This is a genomic window from Halomonas salinarum (genome assembly GCF_012062845.1).
GTDB classification, from domain to species: Bacteria; Pseudomonadota; Gammaproteobacteria; order Pseudomonadales; family Halomonadaceae; genus Onishia; species Onishia salinarum.
This window is the reverse complement of sequence record NZ_WWNB01000016.1, coordinates 25,334-45,959: the sequence shown is the minus strand read 5'-3', so window position 1 is coordinate 45,959 and position 20,626 is coordinate 25,334. Positions and strand designations below refer to the sequence as shown.

The window sequence follows — 20,626 nt, the reverse complement described above, 5'->3', positions numbered from 1 at the left end:
TGCCATCAGTATTCGAGATGAAAGCGCTGAGTCAGGCGCTGCTTGAAGTCCTTGACGATATGTAGCGCCTCGCGGAGCAGGTCACGTTCAAGCGACGACAGCTGCTGCACGACCACACGATTCGGGTCGCGTTCGGCATTGATACCATCCAGATGCTCAAGCTGCTGCTTCAGGCGCAGCTCAGTGAAAAGGGATAGGGCTTCGCCCAGGTCCTCGGCAAAGCTCGCTTCGAGCCGACCATCGGCTACCAGGGCGTCCAGCCTCTCAAGGGTCGAGGTGGCGCGAATGCCACGTTCCAGAGCCATGGTGCGCACACCATGCACGATGGGAAAGATGCCGCCCTTCTTGATGTCGATACCGTGCTGGAGCTTTTTCAGGGAACCGAACAGGCTCAGCGGGGTGGAAAACTGCAGCGCCGCCCGAGCAAAGTAGGTGAGCAGCAGCTCATTGCCGGCACAGGCCTTGAACAACGCATCACGCACCTCGTCTAGCAAGGCAGTATTGCCACCTACCGCATGGGCATCAAGGATGATTGCCAGTTTCATCAGGCTCTCGCCGTCGCGTCGGTCGATCCAGCGAGTAATACGTTTTCGCCAGTCCTTGACCCGCCCGACCCACTCCGGGTTGGAGACCATGATATTGCCCGGGCAGCGCGGATAGCCAAGTGCTACCAGTGTCTCCGTGAACTCGCTCATCTCTTCGTTACAGTCGGGCCAGTCGGCATCATCGGCAAGGATGAGTCCGTTATCCTGGTCGGTCTTGAGAATCTGCTCGCCACGCCCTTCGCTGCCCATGACCATCAGACAGCTCTGGTGCTGCTTCGACGCATCGATCTTAAAGCCCCAGGCCTTATTCATGATGCGGCCATTCAGTGCTGCCAGTAGATCCATGGCAAAACGCAGCTTGACGCCCTGCATCATCAGCGCCTTGACCAGCTCGGGGGTGCGTGCGCTTGCTGCCGCCAGCTCATCGAGACTGTCCGCCTGCTCGACCTGCAGGCTGACCACGTAGCTGCGGCTCGAAAAGTAGCTGAGCACGTCAGTGAGTTCGACGACCCCCACGGCCCGACTGCCCTCGAGCACCACCACCCGCGCGACCTCGTGGCGGGTCATATTGACCAATGCCTCGAACAGATACTGATCGGGCCTGGCACTGACCAGGGAAAAATGGGCGATCTCGGTCACCGGGTCTTGCTGGTCCCGACCATCGATGACCAGCGCATTGAGCAGATCGGTCTTGGTGACCATGCCCAGCCGCGACGCCTGACAGACCAGCAGGCTGTCGGCACGGCTGTCACTGAGTGTGCGAACGGCCGTGGCGATGCTGGTATCGGCCTCGACAAGCAGTGGCGGACGCATGCACTCGGCAATGCGTGCCAACATGAAGCCGGCCATGCTCACGCCGCCCTCGGCTCGCCGCTCGGTCATCAGCCGCGTCTTGTCAGACAGGCGCTGGCGAAAGAATTCGGAGAAGGCGGGATAGCGCTCGCAAAGCCGCTCGAAGAGGTCGCGCGGCATCAGATAGCAAAGACACTCCTGCTCGGCCTTGAAACGATAGCGGCTCTTGCCGTTGAGGATACTGATGGCGCCGAATAAATCTCCCGCCGTGTAGTGGCCAATGCGTGCCGTCGCGGATGGCTCCGAGGTATCAAGCTCGGCCACCTCGCCCTTGTGGATCAGATAGACGTATTCGCCGGGCTGACCCGCGTCGAGTAACACCTCGTCACTATCGTAGTAGGCAAGATCCACGCCTCGCCTCACCAGATCACGCCCCTCGTCATCGAGAAGCGAGAAGGGGGGTTGAGAGAGATCGACATCGACCATGGCGATGACCTCGTATTGCGGCGGCTAGGTCGCCGCGGATGGTTGCACACTACATCGGCCGCATGGCGCGACCTTCGTATTATTCACATCAAGAAAACGGTCGGTGTCTTTGCAGGTGACGACAGTGATAATCGACCTGAATGCATCCGACAACCATCGTTTGACTGTCTTGCAGCATAGCAACAGCGTCTAGTGGACCGACACCTAGACCATCGTACAACCTTTTCTCTTTTAATGATGTGGATCAAAGCCGTGCTATACCATCGTCCTAACCTCGCCAGTAAAAGCCGACTTTAAAAAGCCACAACCCACAATAAGGCATTGAATATGAACAACTTTAGAAAAACCTTTCACAACAGCAGTGAGGCTTGATACCAAAGTCTGGGATTATTTTTTCAGGGTTTTTGACCAGTATCAGTGCTGACGAATGCATTGACCTCAATCCGCATTCCATCGAAGACAACGAAACAACAAACCAGCATCTAATAGAGGCACGGAACGAGAGTCGATGATGAGGTTCATGATGGCAACGCAACACTCAAACGACACGAATCCAGCTCAGGCTGGCAAGGTGTCACCGGGTGATGTGTCATTCATGATTCCGCTGAAACATCGCGCTTGAAATCGGTGCAATAACTTAATTCTGGAATATCCGGAGAGCATGACTATGGCAGATGACAAATCCAATGCTGCTGCTTACTGGTCGGCCAACGTACGTCTGATCACCGGCTGCCTGATCGTCTGGGCACTGGTGTCCTATGGCTGCGCCATCCTGCTGCGTCCGCTGTTGGCGGGCATCCCCGTGGGCGGGACCGACCTGGGCTTCTGGTTCGCTCAGCAAGGCTCGATCCTCACCTTTATCGGCATCATCTTCTTCTATGCATGGAAGATGAATCGCCTCGACAAAAAGTTCGACCTCGGGGAGTAACCGCATGAGTCAATTTGCCATCAACCTGTTATTCGTGGGCGCCTCCTTCGCCCTGTATATCGGGATCGCGATCTGGGCCCGAGCGGGTTCCACCAAGGACTTCTATGTTGCCGGCGGCGGGGTACATCCGATCACCAACGGCATGGCAACGGCCGCAGACTGGATGTCGGCGGCCTCCTTCATTTCCATGGCGGGCCTGCTGGCCTCCGGCGGTTACGCCAACTCTACCTTCCTGATGGGCTGGACCGGCGGCTACGTCATTCTGGCAATGCTGCTGGCGCCTTACCTGCGCAAGTTCGGCAAGTTCACGGTGCCAGACTTCATCGGCGACCGCTTCTACAGCAACACCGCACGCCTGGTGGCGGTCATCTGCCTGATCGTGGCGTCGATCACCTACGTCATCGGCCAGATGACCGGTGCCGGTGTCGCCTTCTCGCGCTTCCTGGAAGTCAGCAACACCTGGGGCATCTGGATTGCCGCCTTCATCGTCTTCCTGTATGCGGTCTTCGGCGGCATGAAGGGCATCACCTACACCCAGGTCGCCCAGTACATCGTGCTGATCATCGCCTACACCATCCCGGCCGTGTTCATCTCTCTTGAACTGACCGGCAACCCCATCCCGGGACTGGGGCTTTTCAGCACCCACACCGAATCCGGTGTGCCGCTGCTTGCCAAACTGGATGACGTGATCAATGCGCTGGGCTTTCGCGACTACACCGCCGACGTCGACAACAAGCTGAACATGGTGCTGTTCACCATGTCGCTGATGGTCGGTACCGCTGGTCTGCCTCATGTCATCATTCGCTTCTTCACCGTCCCCAAGGTCGCCGATGCTCGCTGGTCCGCTGGCTGGGCACTGGTGTTCATCGCTTTGCTCTACCTGACCGCCCCCGCCGTGGGCTCCATGGCGCGCCTTAACCTGATGACCACCGTCTATCCGGACATGGCAGGCCAGGTCGAGAACTATGATGAGGCTGCCACCAGCCCGATCCTCTACGAAGATCGTCCCGAGTGGGTCAGGACCTGGGAAGAAACCGGTCTGATCACCTACACCGACAAGAACAACGATGGCCGCATCCAGGTCTATAACGACAGCAACGAGGCCTTCGCTGATACCGCCGAGCAGCGCGGCTGGGAAGGCAGTGAACTTGACGTCAACAACGATATCCTGGTGCTCGCCAACCCCGAAATCGCCAATCTGCCGAGTTGGGTCATCGGCCTGATCGCCGCGGGTGGTATCGCAGCCGCTCTGTCTACCGCAGCGGGTCTGCTGCTCGCCATCTCCTCGGCGGTCAGCCACGACCTGATCAAGACCATGATCAACCCAAGAATCACCGAGAAGGGTGAAATGCTGGCAGCACGCATCTCGATGGCCGGTGCCATCCTGCTGGCGACCTACCTGGGCCTCAATCCGCCGGGCTTCGCCGCCCAGACGGTGGCACTGGCCTTCGGCATCGCCGGCGCCTCGCTGTTCCCGGTGCTGATGATGGGTATCTTCTCCAAGCGGATGAACAACGTGGGCGCCGTCGCCGGCATGCTTTCGGGCCTGGTTGCCACCCTGCTGTACATCTTCACCTACCTCGGCTGGTTCTTCATTCCGGGCACCAACACCCTGGCCAACACCCCGGATAACTGGATCCTGGGCATCTCACCGCTGTCCTTCGGTGCCGTGGGTGCGATGATCAACTTCGCCGTCGCCTTCAGCGTCTCAAGCGTCACCAAGGCGCCGCCGCAGGAAATCCAGGATCTGGTGGAAAGCGTTCGCTATCCGAAGGGTGCTGGCATGGCGGTGGATCACTAAGTCATAATGCACGCCTGACAGCGCCAACCGGCGCCACGGCATCACCCAATCGGGCTTCCAGCAGGAAGCCCGATTGCTTTGAGGAAACCCGAATATGATGTGGCACCTGATCGCGGCAGTCTTTGCAGGCCTTGGTGCAGCGGGTATCGCCCTGTTGCTGCGCACGCTCAGTGGCAAACGGCTGCCACGCTGGATCGTTCCGGCCTTCGGTGGGCTCGGCATGCTGGCCTACCAGATTCATGCCGAATACACCTGGTTCGAGCACAAACAGCAGCAGTTGCCGGCCTCGGCTCAAGTGGTCAGCAGCGAAAAAGGCAACATGTTCTGGCGGCCATGGACGTATGTGTTCCCGATGACCATGGCCTTTGAGGTCATCGATCAGGAGAACTTGATCAGCCGCCAGATGGACGACCAGCAACTCGTGGAGTTCATCCGCTATCGCTTCGAAAAACAGGCGATAGACCGGGTGACCACCCGCCCCTACCTGATGAACTGCACCACCCGCGAGCAGCTGCCGCTTGATAAGACCAGCGGCGAGCCGCAACTTGACGAACTCGAGCGTCTGGATGCCGGCAATCCGACGTTCAAGGCGGTATGCAACACCCCCTGACGCCGACGGTATCGACGTAAACAGCCACTTGTCATGGACTTTTCCATGGACTTGCCCATGGACTTGCCACCTCCCCTGTCATGCAGGCCTGCGCGGGCCTGCATACAACGCCCTCTTCCAAGCACCCTTAAGCCCCCTTCTAAGCCCCGCATAAGCCTGACGAAGAAACCTCTCAAGCTCTGAGCCTACCGCCTCGCTTGCCTGACGGATTCGATGCCCAGAACCGGCTGCCTTACAGGGCGCCATTGCCCTAGAATGGGCCGACATTCGAGGGAGAGCAGGCATGTTTCAAGGCTGGCTACTGGTTGCCATATCGCTTCTGTATATCGTCGTCCTTTTTGGCATCGCCTGGCGCGGCGACCGACGCGCCAAACAACATGGGCCAAGCCAGCGCCGTCCGTTGATCTACAGCCTGGCACTTGCCATCTACTGTACCTCCTGGACCTTCTATGGCGCGGTAGGCGAGGCCGCGACGTCTGGCTGGTCCTTCGCCAGCATCTTCGTCGGCCCGATCCTCACCTTCCTGCTGTTCTGGCCGGTGCTCTCCAAGATGATCCGTGTCGCCAAGCACCAGAACGTCACCTCGATCGCCGACTTCATCGCCTCCCGCTACGGCAAGACCCAGTCACTGGCCGCTTTCGCCAGCCTGGTCGCGCTGATCGGCACCCTGCCCTACATCGCGCTGCAGCTGAAGGCGGTGGCGGCAGGCTTCCAGGTGCTCACCCATAGCACCGACATGACCCGCGCGCCGCTGTTTGCCGACACGGCCTTCTATGTGGCGGCGGTGATGGCACTGTTCGCGATTCTCTTTGGTACCCGCCATACCGATGCCACTGAGCACCACGAGGGCCTCATTCAGGCCATCGCCTTCGAGTCGCTGGTCAAGCTGGCCGCCTTCCTGATTCTTGGCGCCTATGTCACTTGGGGGCTTTTCGACGGTCTCGGAGACCTGATGGGGCGCGCCAATACGCAGCTCGAGCTGCAGCGCCAGCTCGCCGAGCAGGATTTCGGCAACAGCTTCTGGGCACAGACCTTACTCGCGATGCTGGCGATCTTCTGCCTGCCGCGTCAGTTCCATGTTGCGGTGGTCGAGAGCACGCATCGCGACGATGCTCGTCGTTCCCGCTGGCTCTTCCCCCTTTACCTGGTGGCCTTCGGCCTCTTCGTGCTGCCGTTGGCTGCTGCCGGCCTGACGCTCTTTGCCGGCACCGGCGTCGATCCCGATACCTATGTGCTGGCCATTCCAATGGCCGCCAACAATGTGCCGCTGACACTTTTAACCTTCCTTGGCGGCTTCTCGGCCGCCACCGGCATGGTGATCGTCGCCACCGTGGCGATCTCGATCATGATCTCCAACGAGATCGTCATTCCGCTGCTGTTCCGCCTGCGCTGGTTCGATACCAAGGCAAGAGACTATGGCCGCCTGGTGCTGCGCGCCCGCCGTGTGACTATCGTCATCATTCTGGGGCTGGCCTACGGCTTCTATCAGCTGACCGCCGAGTTCAGCACCCTGGCCTCCACCGGCATGCTGTCGTTTGCCGCCGCCGCCCAGTTCGCCCCGGCACTGCTCGGCGGACTGTACTGGAAGCGCGGCAATCGTCTGGGCGTGATCGTCGGCATGAACCTGGGCTTCGCCGTCTGGGCCTACACCCTGCTGACGCCGGCGCTGATTCAGGCCGGCGTGATCCCCGGTGCCTGGCTCGCCGGTGGCCCCCTGGGTATCGGCTGGCTGTCACCCACCGATCTGTTCGGCCTCAACGTCGGCGACAACTTCACCCATGGCGTCATGCTGTCGCTGGGCCTCAACCTGTTCGGCTATATCTTCGTCTCGCAGATGACCCCTCAGCGTGTGGTCGAGCGTATCCAGGCCTCGCTGTTTGTCGATAGCGTGGAAACCCGCCAGACCCCAGTCAACCGACCCTGGACGGGGGCGACCACGGTGGGCGACCTTAAAGTACTGTGTGAACGCTTCCTGAGTGCCGATCAGGTGCAGCGCGCCTTCGATGACTATGCGCGGCGCAGCGGCAAGAAGCTCGACGATTCACAGCGCGCCTCCATCGACATCATTCAGTTCACCGAGCGCTTCCTGGCCTCGGTACTGGGTGCCTCCTCGGCGCGTATCGTCGTCAACTCGGCACTGCAGGGCCGCGGCATCGGTATCTCGGATGTGATCTCGATCGTCGATGAAGCCTCACAGGTACTCGAATTCAACCGTGCCCTGCTGCAGGCCACCATCGAGAACATCAACCAGGGCATCAGTGTGGTCGACCAGAACCTGCGCCTGGTGGTATGGAACCAGCGCTACCTGGAACTGTTCCGCTTCCCCGACCACCTGATCCGGGTCGGCGCCCCCTTCGACAAGGTGCTGCGCTACAACGCCCATAACGGCGAGTACGGACCGGGCGATCCCGAGGAGCATGTCGAGCTGCTGGTCAATAATATCCGCGAGGGCCAGCCCCACCGCTACGTCCGCTATCGCCAGGACAGCACCGTGCTCGAGGTGCAGGGCACGCCCATGCCGGGGGGTGGTTTCGTTTACACCTATCAGGACATCACCCGTCAGAAGCGGACCGAGGAGGCGCTGATTCGCTCGGAGAACAACATCCGCATCTACACCGACAACGTCCCGGCGCTGATTGCCTACTTCGACAAGGAATACCGCTACCTTTTCACCAACCGTGCTTATGAGCAGGTCTTCGGCATCGATCGCAACGCGGTGATCGGCAAACGCTTTCAGGAAGTAATGCCCCGGCAGGTGTCCGATGAAGGCCTGCCCTGGATGCGGCGAGCGCTGTCCGGCGAGCGGGTCAGCTTCGAGATCTCCCAGCGAGACGACGAGGGCGGAACCCGCTATCTGCTGGTCACCTACACGCCGCACTTCGGCGACAGTGGCACCATCCTCGGTTTCTTCGCGCTCTACCAGGACATCACCGAACGCCGGTTGGCCGAAATCGCTCTCAAGGAAACCAACGAGAATCTCGAGGAACGCGTCCGGGAACGCACCCTGGCACTCTCGGAGGCCAACGCCGCCCTGCGTCAGGAGAACCGGGTACGCGCCGAGGCCGAGCAGGCGCTGCGACAAGCCAAACAGGTGGCCGAGGATGCCAACGCCTCCAAGACCCGCTTCCTGGCGGCGGCGAGCCATGACCTGCTGCAGCCCCTGAATGCCGCGCGCCTGTTCACCTCGGCACTGGCCCAGCAGGACGACGCCGAGGATCTCTCCCGCACCATCGGCCATATCGACAACTCGCTGCAGGCGGCCGAAGAACTGCTCAGCACCCTGCTCGACATCTCCAAGCTCGATGCCGGCGCCCTGACCCCGCGCCGCAGCCACTTCGCGCTGAGCGAGATCTTCCGCCCGCTGCGCGCCGAGTTCGAGGTCATGGCCGAGGAGCGTGGTCTCGACCTGGTGGTGGTACCCACCGGCCAATGGGTCGACAGCGATGCCCAGATGCTTCGACGCATCGTGCAGAACTTCCTCTCGAATGCCCTCCGCTACACCCAGCAGGGACGGGTCCTGCTGGGCTGTCGTCGCCGCGAGGGTGGGCTGACCATCGAGGTCTGGGATACCGGCCCCGGCATTCCCGAGGCCAAGCAGGCCGAGATCTTCCAGGAGTTCCGCCGCCTCGATCAGACCTCACGGCACAAGGAGAGCGAGAAGGGACTGGGTCTCGGACTATCGATTGCGGACCGCATGAGCCGAGTGCTGGATCATCCGATCAAGGTGCGTTCCCGAGAAGGCGTCGGCACCGTGTTCTCGGTTTCCGTGCCGACGGTGACCGCCCAGCAGGAAAGCCCCCAGGAAGCCGAGGCGACGCCGCGTCGCGCCGGCAACAAGCTTGCCGGCACTCGGATCGTTTGTATCGACAATGAGTCGCTGATTCTTGAGGGGATGAAGGCCATGCTGACCGGCTGGGGATGCGAAGTGTTCACCGCCACCTCTATTGGTGGGGCCAAGTCGATTCTGCGTCACCTGGAGCACGACCCGGACGCCATACTCGCCGACTACCACCTGGATAATGAAGTCACCGGCCTGATGGCGCTGGACGCCTTGGCCGAGCGCAGCGAGGGACCGGTGCCCGGCATCGTGATCACCGCCGACCGCACCGAGGAAGTCGCCGAAGAGATCAAGCGTGCAGGCTACCAGCTGCTGCTCAAGCCAGTACGCCCCGCCGCCCTGCGCGCGCTGCTGACCCGCACCCTGCAGGCCAACCGGGCCAGCCAGCGTCATCAGAGCTGATCGTCGACCAATACACCACTAAAAGCTCAGCATTGACCACCAAAAAAGCCCGCCATTTCTGGCGGGCTTCTGGGGTCGGTGCAGTGATGTACCGACGGCTTCATGTCGCATGCCTGAAAGACCCGTTGTGCACAGCGTGGGCCTCTCAGAGGACGATCAGGACTCGACCTTGGGCGGCTCGACTTCGAGCTTCTGGGCGGCGATTACCGCCTGGGTACGGGAATGCACACCTAGCTTGCGCAGAATCGCCGTCACATGTGCCTTGATAGTCGCCTCCGAAACGCTCAGTTCGTAGGCGATCTGCTTGTTGAGCAGGCCTTCGGTGAGCATGTTCAATACACGGAACTGCTGAGGCGTCAAAGAGGCAATGGCCTCGGCGAAGCGTGACTCTTCTTCATTGGCCTCCCCCAGCACGTCGGCAAGCTCGGCAGGCAACCACACTTCCCCGTCGAGAATCTCACCGACCGCCTCGGCGATCAGCGACAGCGACGACGACTTGGGAATGAAACCCGAGGCGCCGTAATCGATGGCGCGGCGCACCACGTAAGGCTCATCACTGCCGGATACCACGGCCACCGGGACATCGGGATTCTGGCCGCGCAGCTGGATCAGTCCGGAGAAGCCATGGGCTCCCGGCATGTGCAGGTCTAAAAGGATCAGGTCGGCGTCCGGGTGGCGGGTTACCACCTCGGTGGTGGCTTCCATGGTATCGGCTTCCACGATCTCGGCCTGAGGCGCCAGCTGCCTCAACGCCTGGGTGAGAGCAGCGCGGAACAGCGGATGGTCGTCGGCGACGATGAATTTCTGGGCAAAGGCCATTGAGATTCCTCCGGATCCTCTTGTCAGCGACCGACGTGCCGGTAGACGCAAGTGAGTTCGCCGTTGTTTTACGGCATGTTACCCCATGGTAGCGGGTATTCCCAAGCATACCGGGAAATTGTCGACATTTACTTGTCATAGCACAAAAAACCGGCCGCAATGGCCGGTAGAAGATGGAGAGGGGCGCCAGGCTAGCGTACCCCCTGGCCCTTCGGAGCCAGCAGGCATCACACCTGCCAGACCCCGACGACGGGGCAGCGCCCCCTCCCTGCTTATATATCCCTTGTTACTTCGTTAACCGAATGCGCTCAGTCGCTCGCACGGTTGGCGATAAGCTCATCGACGACCGATGGGTCAGCAAGCGTTGAGGTATCCCCCAGGCCGTCGGTCTCGTTGGCGGCGATCTTGCGCAGAATGCGGCGCATGATCTTGCCTGAGCGGGTCTTGGGCAGGCCCGGCGCCCACTGGATCACGTCCGGCGAGGCGATCGGCCCGATGTCCTTGCGCACCCACTTGGTCAGTTCCTTCTTGAGATCATCGCTGGGATCGATGCCATCGTTCAGGGTCACATAGATGTAGATGCCCTGACCCTTGATGTCGTGGGGGAAGCCCACCACTGCGGCTTCGGCGACCGCATCGTGAGCCACCAGCGAGGACTCGATCTCGGCGGTACCCATGCGGTGCCCGGAGACGTTGAGCACGTCGTCGACACGGCCGGTGATCCAGTAATAGCCGTCCTCGTCGCGACGACAGCCATCACCGGTGAAGTACATGTTGTCGTAGGTCGAGAAGTAGGTCTGCACGAAGCGCTCGTGGTTGCCCCAGATCGAACGCGCCTGGCCCGGCCAGGAATCGAGAATCACCAGGTTGCCTTCGGTAGCGCCGGCCAGCAGATTGCCTTCGTTGTCGACAAGCGCCGGCTGCACGCCGAAGAAAGGCAGCGTGGCCGAGCCCGGCTTGAGGTCCGTGGCCCCGGGCAGCGGTGAAATCATGATGCCGCCGGTCTCGGTCTGCCACCAGGTGTCGACGATCGGGCAATTGGAGTTGCCGATCACCCGATAGAACCATTCCCAGGCTTCGGGATTGATCGGTTCGCCCACCGAACCGAGCAGGCGCAGGCTGTCACGCTTGCTCGAGTCCATCACATCGTCGCCATGTGCCATCAAGGCACGCACCGCGGTGGGAGCGGTATAGAGAATGCTGACGTTGTGCTTGTCGACGATTTCGCCCATACGACCATGCGTGGGGTAACTCGGCACCCCCTCGAACATCAGGGTCGTGGCGCCGTTAGCCAGCGGTCCATAGACGATGTAGCTGTGGCCAGTGACCCAGCCGACGTCGGCGGTGCACCAGTAGACCTCACCGTCCTGGTAATCGAAGACATACTGGTGGGTCATGGCGGCAAAGGTCAGATAGCCACCAGTGGTATGCTTGAGGCCCTTGGGAGTACCGGTAGAGCCGGACGTGTAGAGAATGAACAGCGGATCCTCGGCGTTCATCTCTTCTGCGGGGCAATCGGTTGACTGGCCATCGACGCGCTCGTGGAACCAGACGTCACGGCCTTCCTTCCAATCGATATCGCCGCCGGTACGCTTGACGACCAGCACCGACTCGGCAACCTCGGCGCCATCGCGCGTCAGGGCCGCATCGACGTTGTCCTTGAGCGGCACCTGCTTGCCGCCACGCACGGACTCGTCGGCGGTGATGATCAACTTCGACTCAGCATCGATGACGCGCTGAGCCAGGGCATCCGGCGAGAAGCCGCCAAATACCACCGAGTGAATGGCACCCAGCCGGGCGCAGGCCAGCATGGCCATCGCGGCCTCGGGGATCATCGGCATGTAAAGGGTGACGACATCGCCCTTCTTCACGCCCATTTCCTTCATGGCATTGGCCAGCTGACAGGTGCGGGCATGCAACTCGCGATAGGTCAGGGTCTTGGAATCGCTCGGGTCGTCGCCTTCCCAGATGATCGCCGGCTGATCGCCACGGGTTTCAAGGTGGCGGTCGAGGCAATTGGTGCTGACGTTAAGGGTGCCGTCCTCGAACCAGCGGATATCCACGTTGTCCCTGGCGAAGGAGACATTCTTGGCTCGGGTCGGCGACTTGATCCAATCGAGTCGCTGGGCTTGGTCGACCCAGAACCCTTCTGGATCATCTACCGACTGCTGATACATGGCCAGGTATTTGGCATTGTCGGCCCAAGCGTTGGCGGCGATATCATCGCGCACCGGATGGACATGTGGCTGTTCGCTCATGTAGGAACCTCGTCCAGAAGAGTGCCAGAAATGGAGTGTCGCCGGCCGCGGTTACCTCTTGCCGCCGACCCGGAAAACCACTCCAGCATATACCTGTGCTCGCGGCTGCGCCTTTTAGACATTGGTAGACACTCAATTCTATTGCATAACAATAGCTTATCAACATCCATCGGATGTCTGAGTGGCGATATAGACCAAGGTCTGGGCACATTGTCGACAACGATACGCCTGGCCACGCAATGCCTGACGATGCCGACGCGTGCTGAAGAAGTGCTCCTGACAGCCACAGGCATAGCGATAGGGCGAAGGGCTCGCCCGGGCCACATCGAAGCGATGCGTAGTGCTGGGTGCAAGCCCGAACAACTGCCGCATGACGGTCTGCCATTCGCGGCCATGGGGACGCAAGCGTGGCCCTTCCTCGAGGTGCCAGACCAGCCAGTGGGCCATTTCATGGGGCACCACCTCGACGAGAAACGCCTGACGGTTCTCGTCGAGAAGCTGTGTGTTGAAACGCAGCCCGCCGCGGCCAAAATGGGCCTGGCCGGCGCTCTTTCCCCGCAGATCGAGCCACACCTTGGGACGAGGCAGGCCAGGATGAACCTCGCGGCACAGTAGCCAGGCTGCTTCGACCCGCCGATGAAGGCACGCCGTTAAGGCCTCGGCGTCCAATGACGCGAGTTCCGAAGGGCTCGGTGTGGGCAAGACAGGGACAGGATGAGATCGGGTGGTCATGGGATGCTAGAATGGCGCGCCATGGCAGGTGCGTAAAGTGCCTCTTATTCTCCCTGGTGAGACCGACGACGAGATCCCCGATGTCCGAGACCCCCGTTCCCACGCCCCTGATCGACGACGAGGCACTCGACCGCCTCGATGACTTCCTCGAGTCCGACCGCGTCGATGCCGACGCGCTGGATGTGATTGGCGCCCACGGCTTCCTGGTGGCCCTGGCCGTCGCCCCCCGCGAGACACCTGCCTCGAGCTGGGTGGGCGAGCTCTTTCACGGCGAGCCGGCGTTCCAGGATAACGCCGAACGCGACGAGATCCTGGGGCTTCTCGAAACCCTCAAGGCCAATGCCATCTCGACCATGGAGCAGGGCGGGCTGCCGGAGCTGCCCTTCGATCTGGAGCTTGGGGGCATCGCCCCGGCAGAGACCCCGGTCGGCGATTGGTGCGCAGCCTTCATGGAAGCGGTATTCCTCGATGAGACGGCCTGGTTCGAGGGCGACGAAGAGAGCGCGGCGACCCTGCTGCTGCCCTTCATGGCACTGTCGGGACTGTTCGACGACGAACCCGACATGGCGGAACTTGCCGGCGACGAGGCACGCCTCGAGTCGTTGGTGCGCCAGCTGCCCGAGTTGGTACTGGATCTCTACCTCAACTATCGGGTGCCACCCGAAACCTCCAAACCGACCCCTCGCAAGAAGAAACCGGCCGGAAAGAGTGGCAAGGGAGGCAAGGGAGGCCGGCGCTAACTCGAGAACGTCGCCTCTCAGCGCAGCCGGGTAAGCAGCGCATCCATGCAGCCCCATAACCATTCGCGCAATCGCTGCAGCCTGGGCCGACTCGCCCAGCGTGTCGCATCGACTTCCTGGCTTGCCAGGAAGTTGCGCTCGAAGAGCGACTGCACGTCTTTAGCGAAGCGCGGGTCCCGTACTTCCTGATTAGCCTCCAGGTTCCATTGCAGGTTCCAGTGGTCGAAGTTGCAGGAGCCGATCGCGCTCCAGTCATCGGCCAGCGAGAACTTGGCGTGGATGAAACTCGGCTGGAACTCGAAGATGCGCACACCGGCGCGCAGCATCCGGCCATAGAAGCGCTGGCCGGCATAGCGCACACCGGGATGATCATGATTCGTCCCCGGCAATAGCAGACGCACATCAACCCCTCGCCGGGCCGCTTTTACGAGGCGATTGCGCAGGGTCAGGGTCGGCACGAAATAGGGCGTGCAAATCCATACCCGATCTTGCGCTGACGCGAGTTGTGCAAGCAGCGAGCGGCGAATGGCCTGGTAGCGATAGCCCTGCCCCCAGACCACGCGCCCGAGCATTCCCTGAGCATCTCGATGTGCCACCGGCGCGACGCGCAGCCGACGAACCAACGCCGCATCGCCCTCGCCACGACTCAACGAGGAATCCCAAAGCTTGGAAAACAGCCGCACCCAATCGGCAACCACCGGCCCCTCGATACGGACGGCCACTTCGTACCAGGCGCCGAGGAAGGCATCTACCGCACCAAAGCCGCCGGTGAAGGCCAGTTTTCCATCGATGACCAGGAGCTTGCGGTGATCACGGGTCAGGTTGTGGGCAAGCGACCGCCAGGCCAGCGGGTTAAAGAATCGCAGCGCCACACCGCGTTCTTCGAGCCGCCGCCTGTCGCTCGCCTCGAGCCCCATGGCGCCGTAGCCATCGAGCAACATCAATACCGTTACCCCGCGCGTCGCGGCCGCTCCCAACGCCTCGATCAGGGAATCGGACAGCCGGCCGGACTCCATCAGGTAAAGCTCGAGGATTACCGACTCGCGCGCCTCCTCAAGGGCCCTGAACATCTCGGGCAGAAATTGTTCCGCTTCCGCCAGCAGCGTAAAGCGATTACCGTCGCGCCAATTCCCTTGCATACCTGCATCCTGTGGTCGGGCGCTGCATCGCGCTTTTTGATGAGTGTCCGTTCATGCGAGCCACCCAAGCGTCACACGCGTGAAACCAGCCTGCACCACTCGCTTGCCCAGGCTGTCTTTGCTTCCCGGAGCGCAAGGCTTGTCTCCCTTGCGGTCACCCCAGGCCCATACAGGCTCCTGTTACGGGCGCTATACTAAGACCCCTAATATTCCATAAGGTAAGGGAATGCCCTGGACCTCTGCCCTATCCCGTCTGTTTCGTCGCCCCCTTCGCTCCCTGCTACGAGGGCTGATCAAGGCCTGGGTCGATGTCCGCCTGATGGAACCTGACCCCGCTTCGCTTGGGCTGTCTTCGACGGCGAGGACAGTCTATGTACTGCCACATCCGGCACTATCGGATCGCTTGCTGCTTGAGACCCTGTGCGCGCGGCATGGGTTGCCTGCCCCCGACCTGCCATTCCCTGATCAGCGATCTTCCCTGCAACACTGGGTCGCTCTGCCGGGACGGCGCCGCAAGCGAGCGGCCCCTTTCCTTGGCTACCTGGAGTGGCTAGAGGCTCATCCCGGAAAAGATATTGAGCTTCTGCCGGTCAGTGTCTTCTGGGGGCGCGCGCCGGGCAAGCGCTTCGGCTTGTGGTCGATGCTTACGGCCGATGGTTGGGCACTGACGGGGCGCCTCAAGCGCGCCCTGGCGGTACTGGTGCATGGGCGAAACGTTGAGGTGCACGTCGGGGCGCCGCTTTCGTTACGCAGGCTGCAGGATACCCGCCCCGACGCCCTCACCAACCGCAAGGTGGCAAGGCTGTTGAGGGTCCACTTCAGGCGCCAGCGCACTCGGGTGCTGGGCCCTGATCTTTCTCATCGGCGCACCCTGATCGACGGCGTGGTGGCAAGCCCTGCGGTGCAACACGCCATCGACGAGACCGCCGCTGCCGAGGGCCTGGCAGCGGCACGCGTCGAGCGTCGCGCCCGGCGGTATGGCCGCGAGATTGCCTCCAATATGTCCTACCCTGTGTTGAGACTGCTCGATGGGCTGCTCGAACGCCTATGGACGCGGCTCTACGACGGTGTCGATGTTCACGGCATCGACGAGGTCAAGGCCCTGGCCGGCGATCACACCCTGGTTTATGTGCCCTGTCACCGCAGTCATATCGACTACCTGCTATTGTCCTACGTGCTCTTTCATGAGGGGCTGATGCCCCCGCATATCGCCGCCGGCCGCAACCTCGACATGCCCGTTATCGGACCGCTGCTACGCCGCGGCGGCGCCTTCTTCCTGCGCCGCAGTTTCAAGGGCAATCCCCTTTACCGAGCGGTATTTCAGGAGTATCTGGACCGACTGCTGTCCCGCGGCCACCCACTCGAGTATTTCATCGAGGGGGGCCGCTCACGCAGTGGCCGCCTGCTCGACCCACGACCCGGCATGCTGGCCATGACGTTGCGCTCCCACGCCCGAGGCGTAACCACCCGCGGCCATTCTGGAAAACTCGCCTTCATACCAGTGGCCATCGGCTATGAACGCATTATGGAGAGCAAGAGCTACCGGGCGGAACTTGCCGGCAAGGCCAAGCGACGCGAGTCGCCGCTGGCTCTGTTCAGAGTGATGGGCCGGCTGCGCCAGCCTTTCGGCCGGGTCAGCGTGACCATCGGCAAGCCCCTGTTGCTGAGCCCCTTCCTCGATGCCGAGACCCCGGAATGGCGCCAGCCAAGCGAGGAACATTGGCAGGCGTCTGCGGTGCCACGACTCGGCGAGGAACTGACGCTACGTATCAATGCTGCCGTGCCCCTCAATGCCGTCAACCTGGTCGCCCTGGTGCTGCTGGCCACGCCGCACCAGGCCATCGAACGCGGCCTGCTCGAACACCAGCTCAGCCTGCTTACCGACCTGAAGAGAGCGGAGGGCACGCCGAACAGCGCCGTAGAAAGCGCCTCAGAAAGCGCTTCGGAAAGCACCACACTTCCCGTCGGCACAGCCGATGAGTGGATCAACCATGCTGAGGCGCTGGGATTCATCCAGCAGCGTGACCAGGCACTAGGCAAACTGGTGTTGGCGAACCCGGAACAAGTGAGCCTGCTGAGCTGGTACCGCAACAATGTGCTGCATCATTTTGCCCTGGCAGGGCTTGTGGCCTTCGCCTTTCGCAATAACTCAAGCTTCAACCTGGAGGAGCTGCATGCCCTGCTGGCACCGGGCTGGCCGGTGCTGGTGCGTGAGCTATACATCACACCGCCGAAGGATCTGGCTGACGCACTCGGCGCCACGCTTTACCAGTTGGCCAACAAGGGGCTGCTGGTCCGTGATGCACAGCAAGAAGAAGCCGACACCTGCGCACCCCGCTGGCAGCGCCCTTCAGCCAGGCTTGCCGCCAACGAACAGCTGCACCTGCTGGGCCGCCAGGTACAGCCCTCGCTGGAGCGGGGCTACCTGCTGCTGGCAAGCCTGCTGCGCTTGCCAAGCGCCAGCCTGACCCGTGAACAGCTCGCCGAGCAAAGCGGTCTGCTGGCCGAGCGGCTGGCCTTGCTGTCAGGCCTGGACACGCCGGAGTTCTTCGATCGACGACTGTTTTCGGGACTGGTGGGGAGTCTGGAGGCCGATGGCTGGATATGGCAGGACGAAGCAGAGCGGCTCTGCTACGGCGCAGCGCTTTCAGAGACCGCCGAGCAGATTAACACCCTCTTCGACCCGGCCTTGCGACACCGCCTGCAACAGCTCGCGGTCCCTGCTGAAAAGACGGGGTGAGCCTCAGCGCCGTCTAGGCTTTGTCCGAAAAGTCGACGAGCGAAGGATAGACAAGGCAAAAATCAGCGAAAAAAGGACCGGGCTCGCGTTCGAGTTTACAGGCCGTAAATGAGTATTTTGACCGGGCTCGCGCACGAGCTGATTTTTAACGCCGTATGGCCGAGCGCAGACACTTTTCAGACATGGCCTAGCCTTCAAAGCCGCGGCTATAGATCGCGCAAGGAGCGATGCACGTACAGGTCATAGCGGCTGGTCTTGCCCTCGATAACGTGATGCGGTGCCGGGCCTTCAATCGGCGGCGCCCTGCGCGGGCGCTTGACCACCACCCGATGGCTGGCGATATCCAGGGCAGCTTCGAGCAAGCGTGGCGCATCCTCATCGTCGCCGGCAAGCTCACGGAAGAGCCGCATCTCCTTCTTCACCAGCGCCGACTTGTCGCGGTGGGGAAACATGGGGTCGAGATGTATCACCTGAGGGGAGAGGCCAGTGTCAGCAATGGCCTTTGCAAGCCCCTGACTGGCATCGGCATGCGCCAGCATGAGTCGCTTTACAATCGGTGCCGTCTCGGCGTCGCGCTGGGCGCGCGCCAAGGCATCCTCGAGCAGCGCATAGATCGCCGGCACCCTTTCGATCATCAACACCTCGGCACCCAGGCTCGCCAGCACGAAGGCGTCGCGACCGAGTCCTGCGGTCGCATCGACAATGCGTGGAGAGGCTCCGCCCTTTCCCGCGCCCAGGCCGCAGGCCTTGGCAATCAGCTGGCCACGTCCACCGCCGAAGCGACGGCGATGAGCCGCCTTGCCGGCCACGAAATCGGCGGCCAACGGCTTGCCATAGCGCCGCTCATCGCCGCCAAGCACCAGCCGGCCCTCGGCTTCCATCAGCGTGAGACGCGGCCCGGGTACATCCAAAAGCGGCAGGCCAAGACGTGTGGCAAGGTCCACGAGACCCTCGCCGCAGACAACCACCGGCGGCTCATCGTCGCCTGACCGTCGCTCCTGCCCTGCCAGGGCCACTTCAGTTTCCTGCGCGTCGCTCATCGACTCTTCTGCCAGGCCACCTGATCACGCAGGTAGACCGGCTGAGCGAGGTGTGGCGCCACGCCGCCGCCTTCTGCCAGGATCTCGGCCGCCAGCAGCACCATGTCCTCGGCCGCTGGCTGCATGTCGGGCAGGTGCTGGCTGACGCCAGCCTGAACCGTTACCGGCAGCGATTCCCACTGCTCCCAGCCGGAGCCCACGCCGACCCAGTCGGCTTCTTCATGCCCGGCCGGCAGGCTCAACCGCTCGGGCGACAACAGTCCTTCCTCCGCGAGCCGGGTCAGCTGGCCGTCATGGCAGCGGTAGGCGGCGGTGTAAAGCTCGCCCATACGGGCATCGATCACCGGCAACACATGGCGCAGATGGTGGCGACGATGCCCCGCCAGCGCCAGCGCCTCCAGGGTCGAAACGCCGATCAGCGGAACCTCGAGACCGAAGGCCAGTCCCTGGGCAACGCCCGCAGCGATGCGCAGGCCGGTGAACGAGCCCGGGCCCTGTCCATAGGCCAGGGCGTCCAGGTCCGCGAGTGTCAGGTCAGCCTCATCGAGGAGCTCGTCGATCATCGGCATCAGCCGCCGCGTGTGTTCGCGGGGCGCCAGCATGAAGCGGGTCAGTAATTGATCGTCATGGCCGTCGCGGCGAATAAGCAGGGCAGCGGAACAGGCGCTCGAGGAGGCATCCAGGGCCAGCAGGGTCGGCATAGCGGTATCGACGTCAGGAGATGTGATACGCATTATACGCCGCGCCCAAGGGTGCGGGGAATGGTGCGTAAAAGAGGACTATCCAGGGACGGAAGTCACGCGGGGAACGCACGTGAAAAGGCAGGGGTGAAGCAAGGAACGGGGAACAAGTACCGAAGGGAATTCAGATGCGTAAATAGGCATACAAAGTGCCAGGGGTAAATAGCAATGCCAGCTGTGTGGTGGCGTCTAAACCATCGAGGGCTCGCCATGGCGAGCCCTCGACAGGTGCCAAAGGCGTTCAGCCTTCCAGGGCGTCGATCACCTGGCGGGTGATGTCATCGACACTGCCCACACCCTCGACCCGGTGATAGACCGGGGCGACTTCGGGTTCTTCCTTGGCCCACTGCTTGTAGTAGTCGACCAGCGGCGCGGTTTGCTCATGATAAACCGACAGGCGGTTACGCACCGTGGACTCCTGATCGTCCTCGCGCTGGATCAGTGCTTCGCCGGTGACGTCGTCCTTGCCGATTTCCTTGGGCGGATTGTATTCGACATGGTAGACCCGGCCAGAGCCCTGATGCACACGACGCCCCGCCAGACGCTTGACGATTTCCTCGTCATCGACGGCGATCTCCAGCACATGGTCGATCTTGACGCCGGCATCCTTCATGGCATCCGCCTGAGGCAGGGTGCGCGGAAAACCGTCGAACAGGAAGCCATTGGCGCAGTCGGGCTGGCTGATGCGCTCCTTGACCAGGGCAATGATGATGTCGTCGGACACCAGGCCACCGGTCGTCATGATTTCCTTGACCTTGACGCCCAGCTCGCTGCCTTCCTTGACGGCGGCGCGCAACATATCGCCGGTAGAGATCTGCGGAATGCCGAAGCGCTCGCAGATGAACTGGGCCTGGGTGCCCTTGCCGGCCCCGGGGGCGCCCAACAGGATCAAACGCATCAGAATGGCTCCTTGAATGACTTAACGTGAGAGAGGATGACGGAAAAGTGTAATGACCGCAGACAATACCGGGGCCACGCCTGTGAAACAAGCGACGCCCGACCAAGGCCGTACGATG

Annotated in this window: 14 protein-coding genes; 6 read left to right on the top strand and 8 right to left on the bottom strand. The window is 61.8% G+C overall.

Translation table 11 applies throughout. The annotated features are described in order from the left end of the window. Window positions 1-5: 5 nt before the first annotated feature. The gene (locus tag HF027_RS11800; protein ID WP_168015926.1) at window positions 6-1,823 is read right to left on the bottom strand and encodes a putative nucleotidyltransferase substrate binding domain-containing protein; all 1,818 of its coding nucleotides are present in this window, start codon (window positions 1,821-1,823) and stop codon (window positions 6-8) included. 667 nt (window positions 1,824-2,490) lie between these two features. On the opposite strand from HF027_RS11800, the gene HF027_RS11795 reads away from it, so the two are divergent. The 4 genes from HF027_RS11795 to HF027_RS11780 all read left to right on the top strand — a co-directional run bounded on the left by HF027_RS11795 (window position 2,491) and on the right by HF027_RS11780 (window position 9,402). Further along, the gene (locus tag HF027_RS11795; RefSeq protein ID WP_136253629.1) at window positions 2,491-2,751 is read left to right on the top strand and encodes a DUF4212 domain-containing protein; all 261 of its coding nucleotides are present in this window, start codon (window positions 2,491-2,493) and stop codon (window positions 2,749-2,751) included. Window positions 2,752-2,755: 4 nt separating this feature from the next. Beyond that, entirely contained in the window at window positions 2,756-4,552 is a 1,797-nt protein-coding gene (locus tag HF027_RS11790) for a sodium:solute symporter family protein (protein ID WP_168015924.1), read from the top strand. A gap of 94 nt (window positions 4,553-4,646) precedes the next feature. Further along, window positions 4,647-5,162, top strand: coding sequence for a hypothetical protein (locus tag HF027_RS11785; protein ID WP_168015922.1), 516 nt, complete (start codon window positions 4,647-4,649; stop codon window positions 5,160-5,162). 283 nt (window positions 5,163-5,445) lie between these two features. Further along, complete coding sequence (locus HF027_RS11780; protein WP_168015920.1) at window positions 5,446-9,402, top strand: hybrid sensor histidine kinase/response regulator; 3,957 nt, start codon at window positions 5,446-5,448, stop codon at window positions 9,400-9,402. 156 nt (window positions 9,403-9,558) lie between these two features. On the opposite strand, the gene HF027_RS11775 is transcribed toward HF027_RS11780, so the two are convergent. The 3 genes from HF027_RS11775 to HF027_RS11765 form a co-directional block, all read right to left on the bottom strand. After that, window positions 9,559-10,221 carry a response regulator gene (locus HF027_RS11775; protein ID WP_136253633.1) on the bottom strand — a complete coding sequence of 221 codons (663 nt, stop codon included), beginning with the start codon at window positions 10,219-10,221 and terminating at the stop codon, window positions 9,559-9,561. A 308-nt stretch (window positions 10,222-10,529) separates the two neighbouring features. After that, a complete protein-coding gene (gene acs / locus HF027_RS11770) occupies window positions 10,530-12,479 on the bottom strand; it encodes an acetate--CoA ligase (RefSeq protein WP_168015919.1) in 1,950 nt (649 codons plus the stop codon). Window positions 12,480-12,638: 159 nt separating this feature from the next. Then, on the bottom strand, window positions 12,639-13,211 hold the full coding sequence (locus HF027_RS11765) for a SprT family zinc-dependent metalloprotease (protein ID WP_168015918.1): 573 nt from the start codon (window positions 13,209-13,211) through the stop codon (window positions 12,639-12,641). Window positions 13,212-13,291: 80 nt separating this feature from the next. Between HF027_RS11765 and HF027_RS11760 the strand changes: the two genes are divergently transcribed. Then, on the top strand, window positions 13,292-13,951 hold the full coding sequence (locus HF027_RS11760; protein ID WP_168015917.1) for a YecA/YgfB family protein: 660 nt from the start codon (window positions 13,292-13,294) through the stop codon (window positions 13,949-13,951). 17 nt (window positions 13,952-13,968) lie between these two features. On the opposite strand, the gene HF027_RS11755 is transcribed toward HF027_RS11760, so the two are convergent. Next, on the bottom strand, window positions 13,969-15,090 hold the full coding sequence (locus tag HF027_RS11755; protein WP_168015916.1) for a phospholipase D-like domain-containing protein: 1,122 nt from the start codon (window positions 15,088-15,090) through the stop codon (window positions 13,969-13,971). Between the two features lie 226 nt (window positions 15,091-15,316). Between HF027_RS11755 and plsB the strand changes: the two genes are divergently transcribed. Beyond that, on the top strand, window positions 15,317-17,830 hold the full coding sequence (gene plsB, locus HF027_RS11750) for a glycerol-3-phosphate 1-O-acyltransferase PlsB (RefSeq protein ID WP_168015915.1): 2,514 nt from the start codon (window positions 15,317-15,319) through the stop codon (window positions 17,828-17,830). A 206-nt stretch (window positions 17,831-18,036) separates the two neighbouring features. On the opposite strand, the gene HF027_RS11745 is transcribed toward plsB, so the two are convergent. From HF027_RS11745 to adk, 3 genes are all read right to left on the bottom strand, one after another. Further along, a complete protein-coding gene (locus HF027_RS11745) occupies window positions 18,037-18,870 on the bottom strand; it encodes a class I SAM-dependent methyltransferase (RefSeq protein ID WP_168015914.1) in 834 nt (277 codons plus the stop codon). Beyond that, window positions 18,867-19,571, bottom strand: a complete 705-nt coding sequence (tsaB, locus tag HF027_RS11740; protein ID WP_168015974.1) for a tRNA (adenosine(37)-N6)-threonylcarbamoyltransferase complex dimerization subunit type 1 TsaB — start codon at window positions 19,569-19,571, stop codon at window positions 18,867-18,869. Before tsaB ends, HF027_RS11745 begins: the two co-directional genes overlap by 4 nt. A gap of 280 nt (window positions 19,572-19,851) precedes the next feature. Continuing rightward, window positions 19,852-20,508 (bottom strand): adenylate kinase, encoded by a 657-nt coding sequence (gene adk, locus HF027_RS11735; RefSeq protein ID WP_168015913.1) that lies wholly within the window; start codon window positions 20,506-20,508, stop codon window positions 19,852-19,854. Window positions 20,509-20,626: the final 118 nt, after the last annotated feature.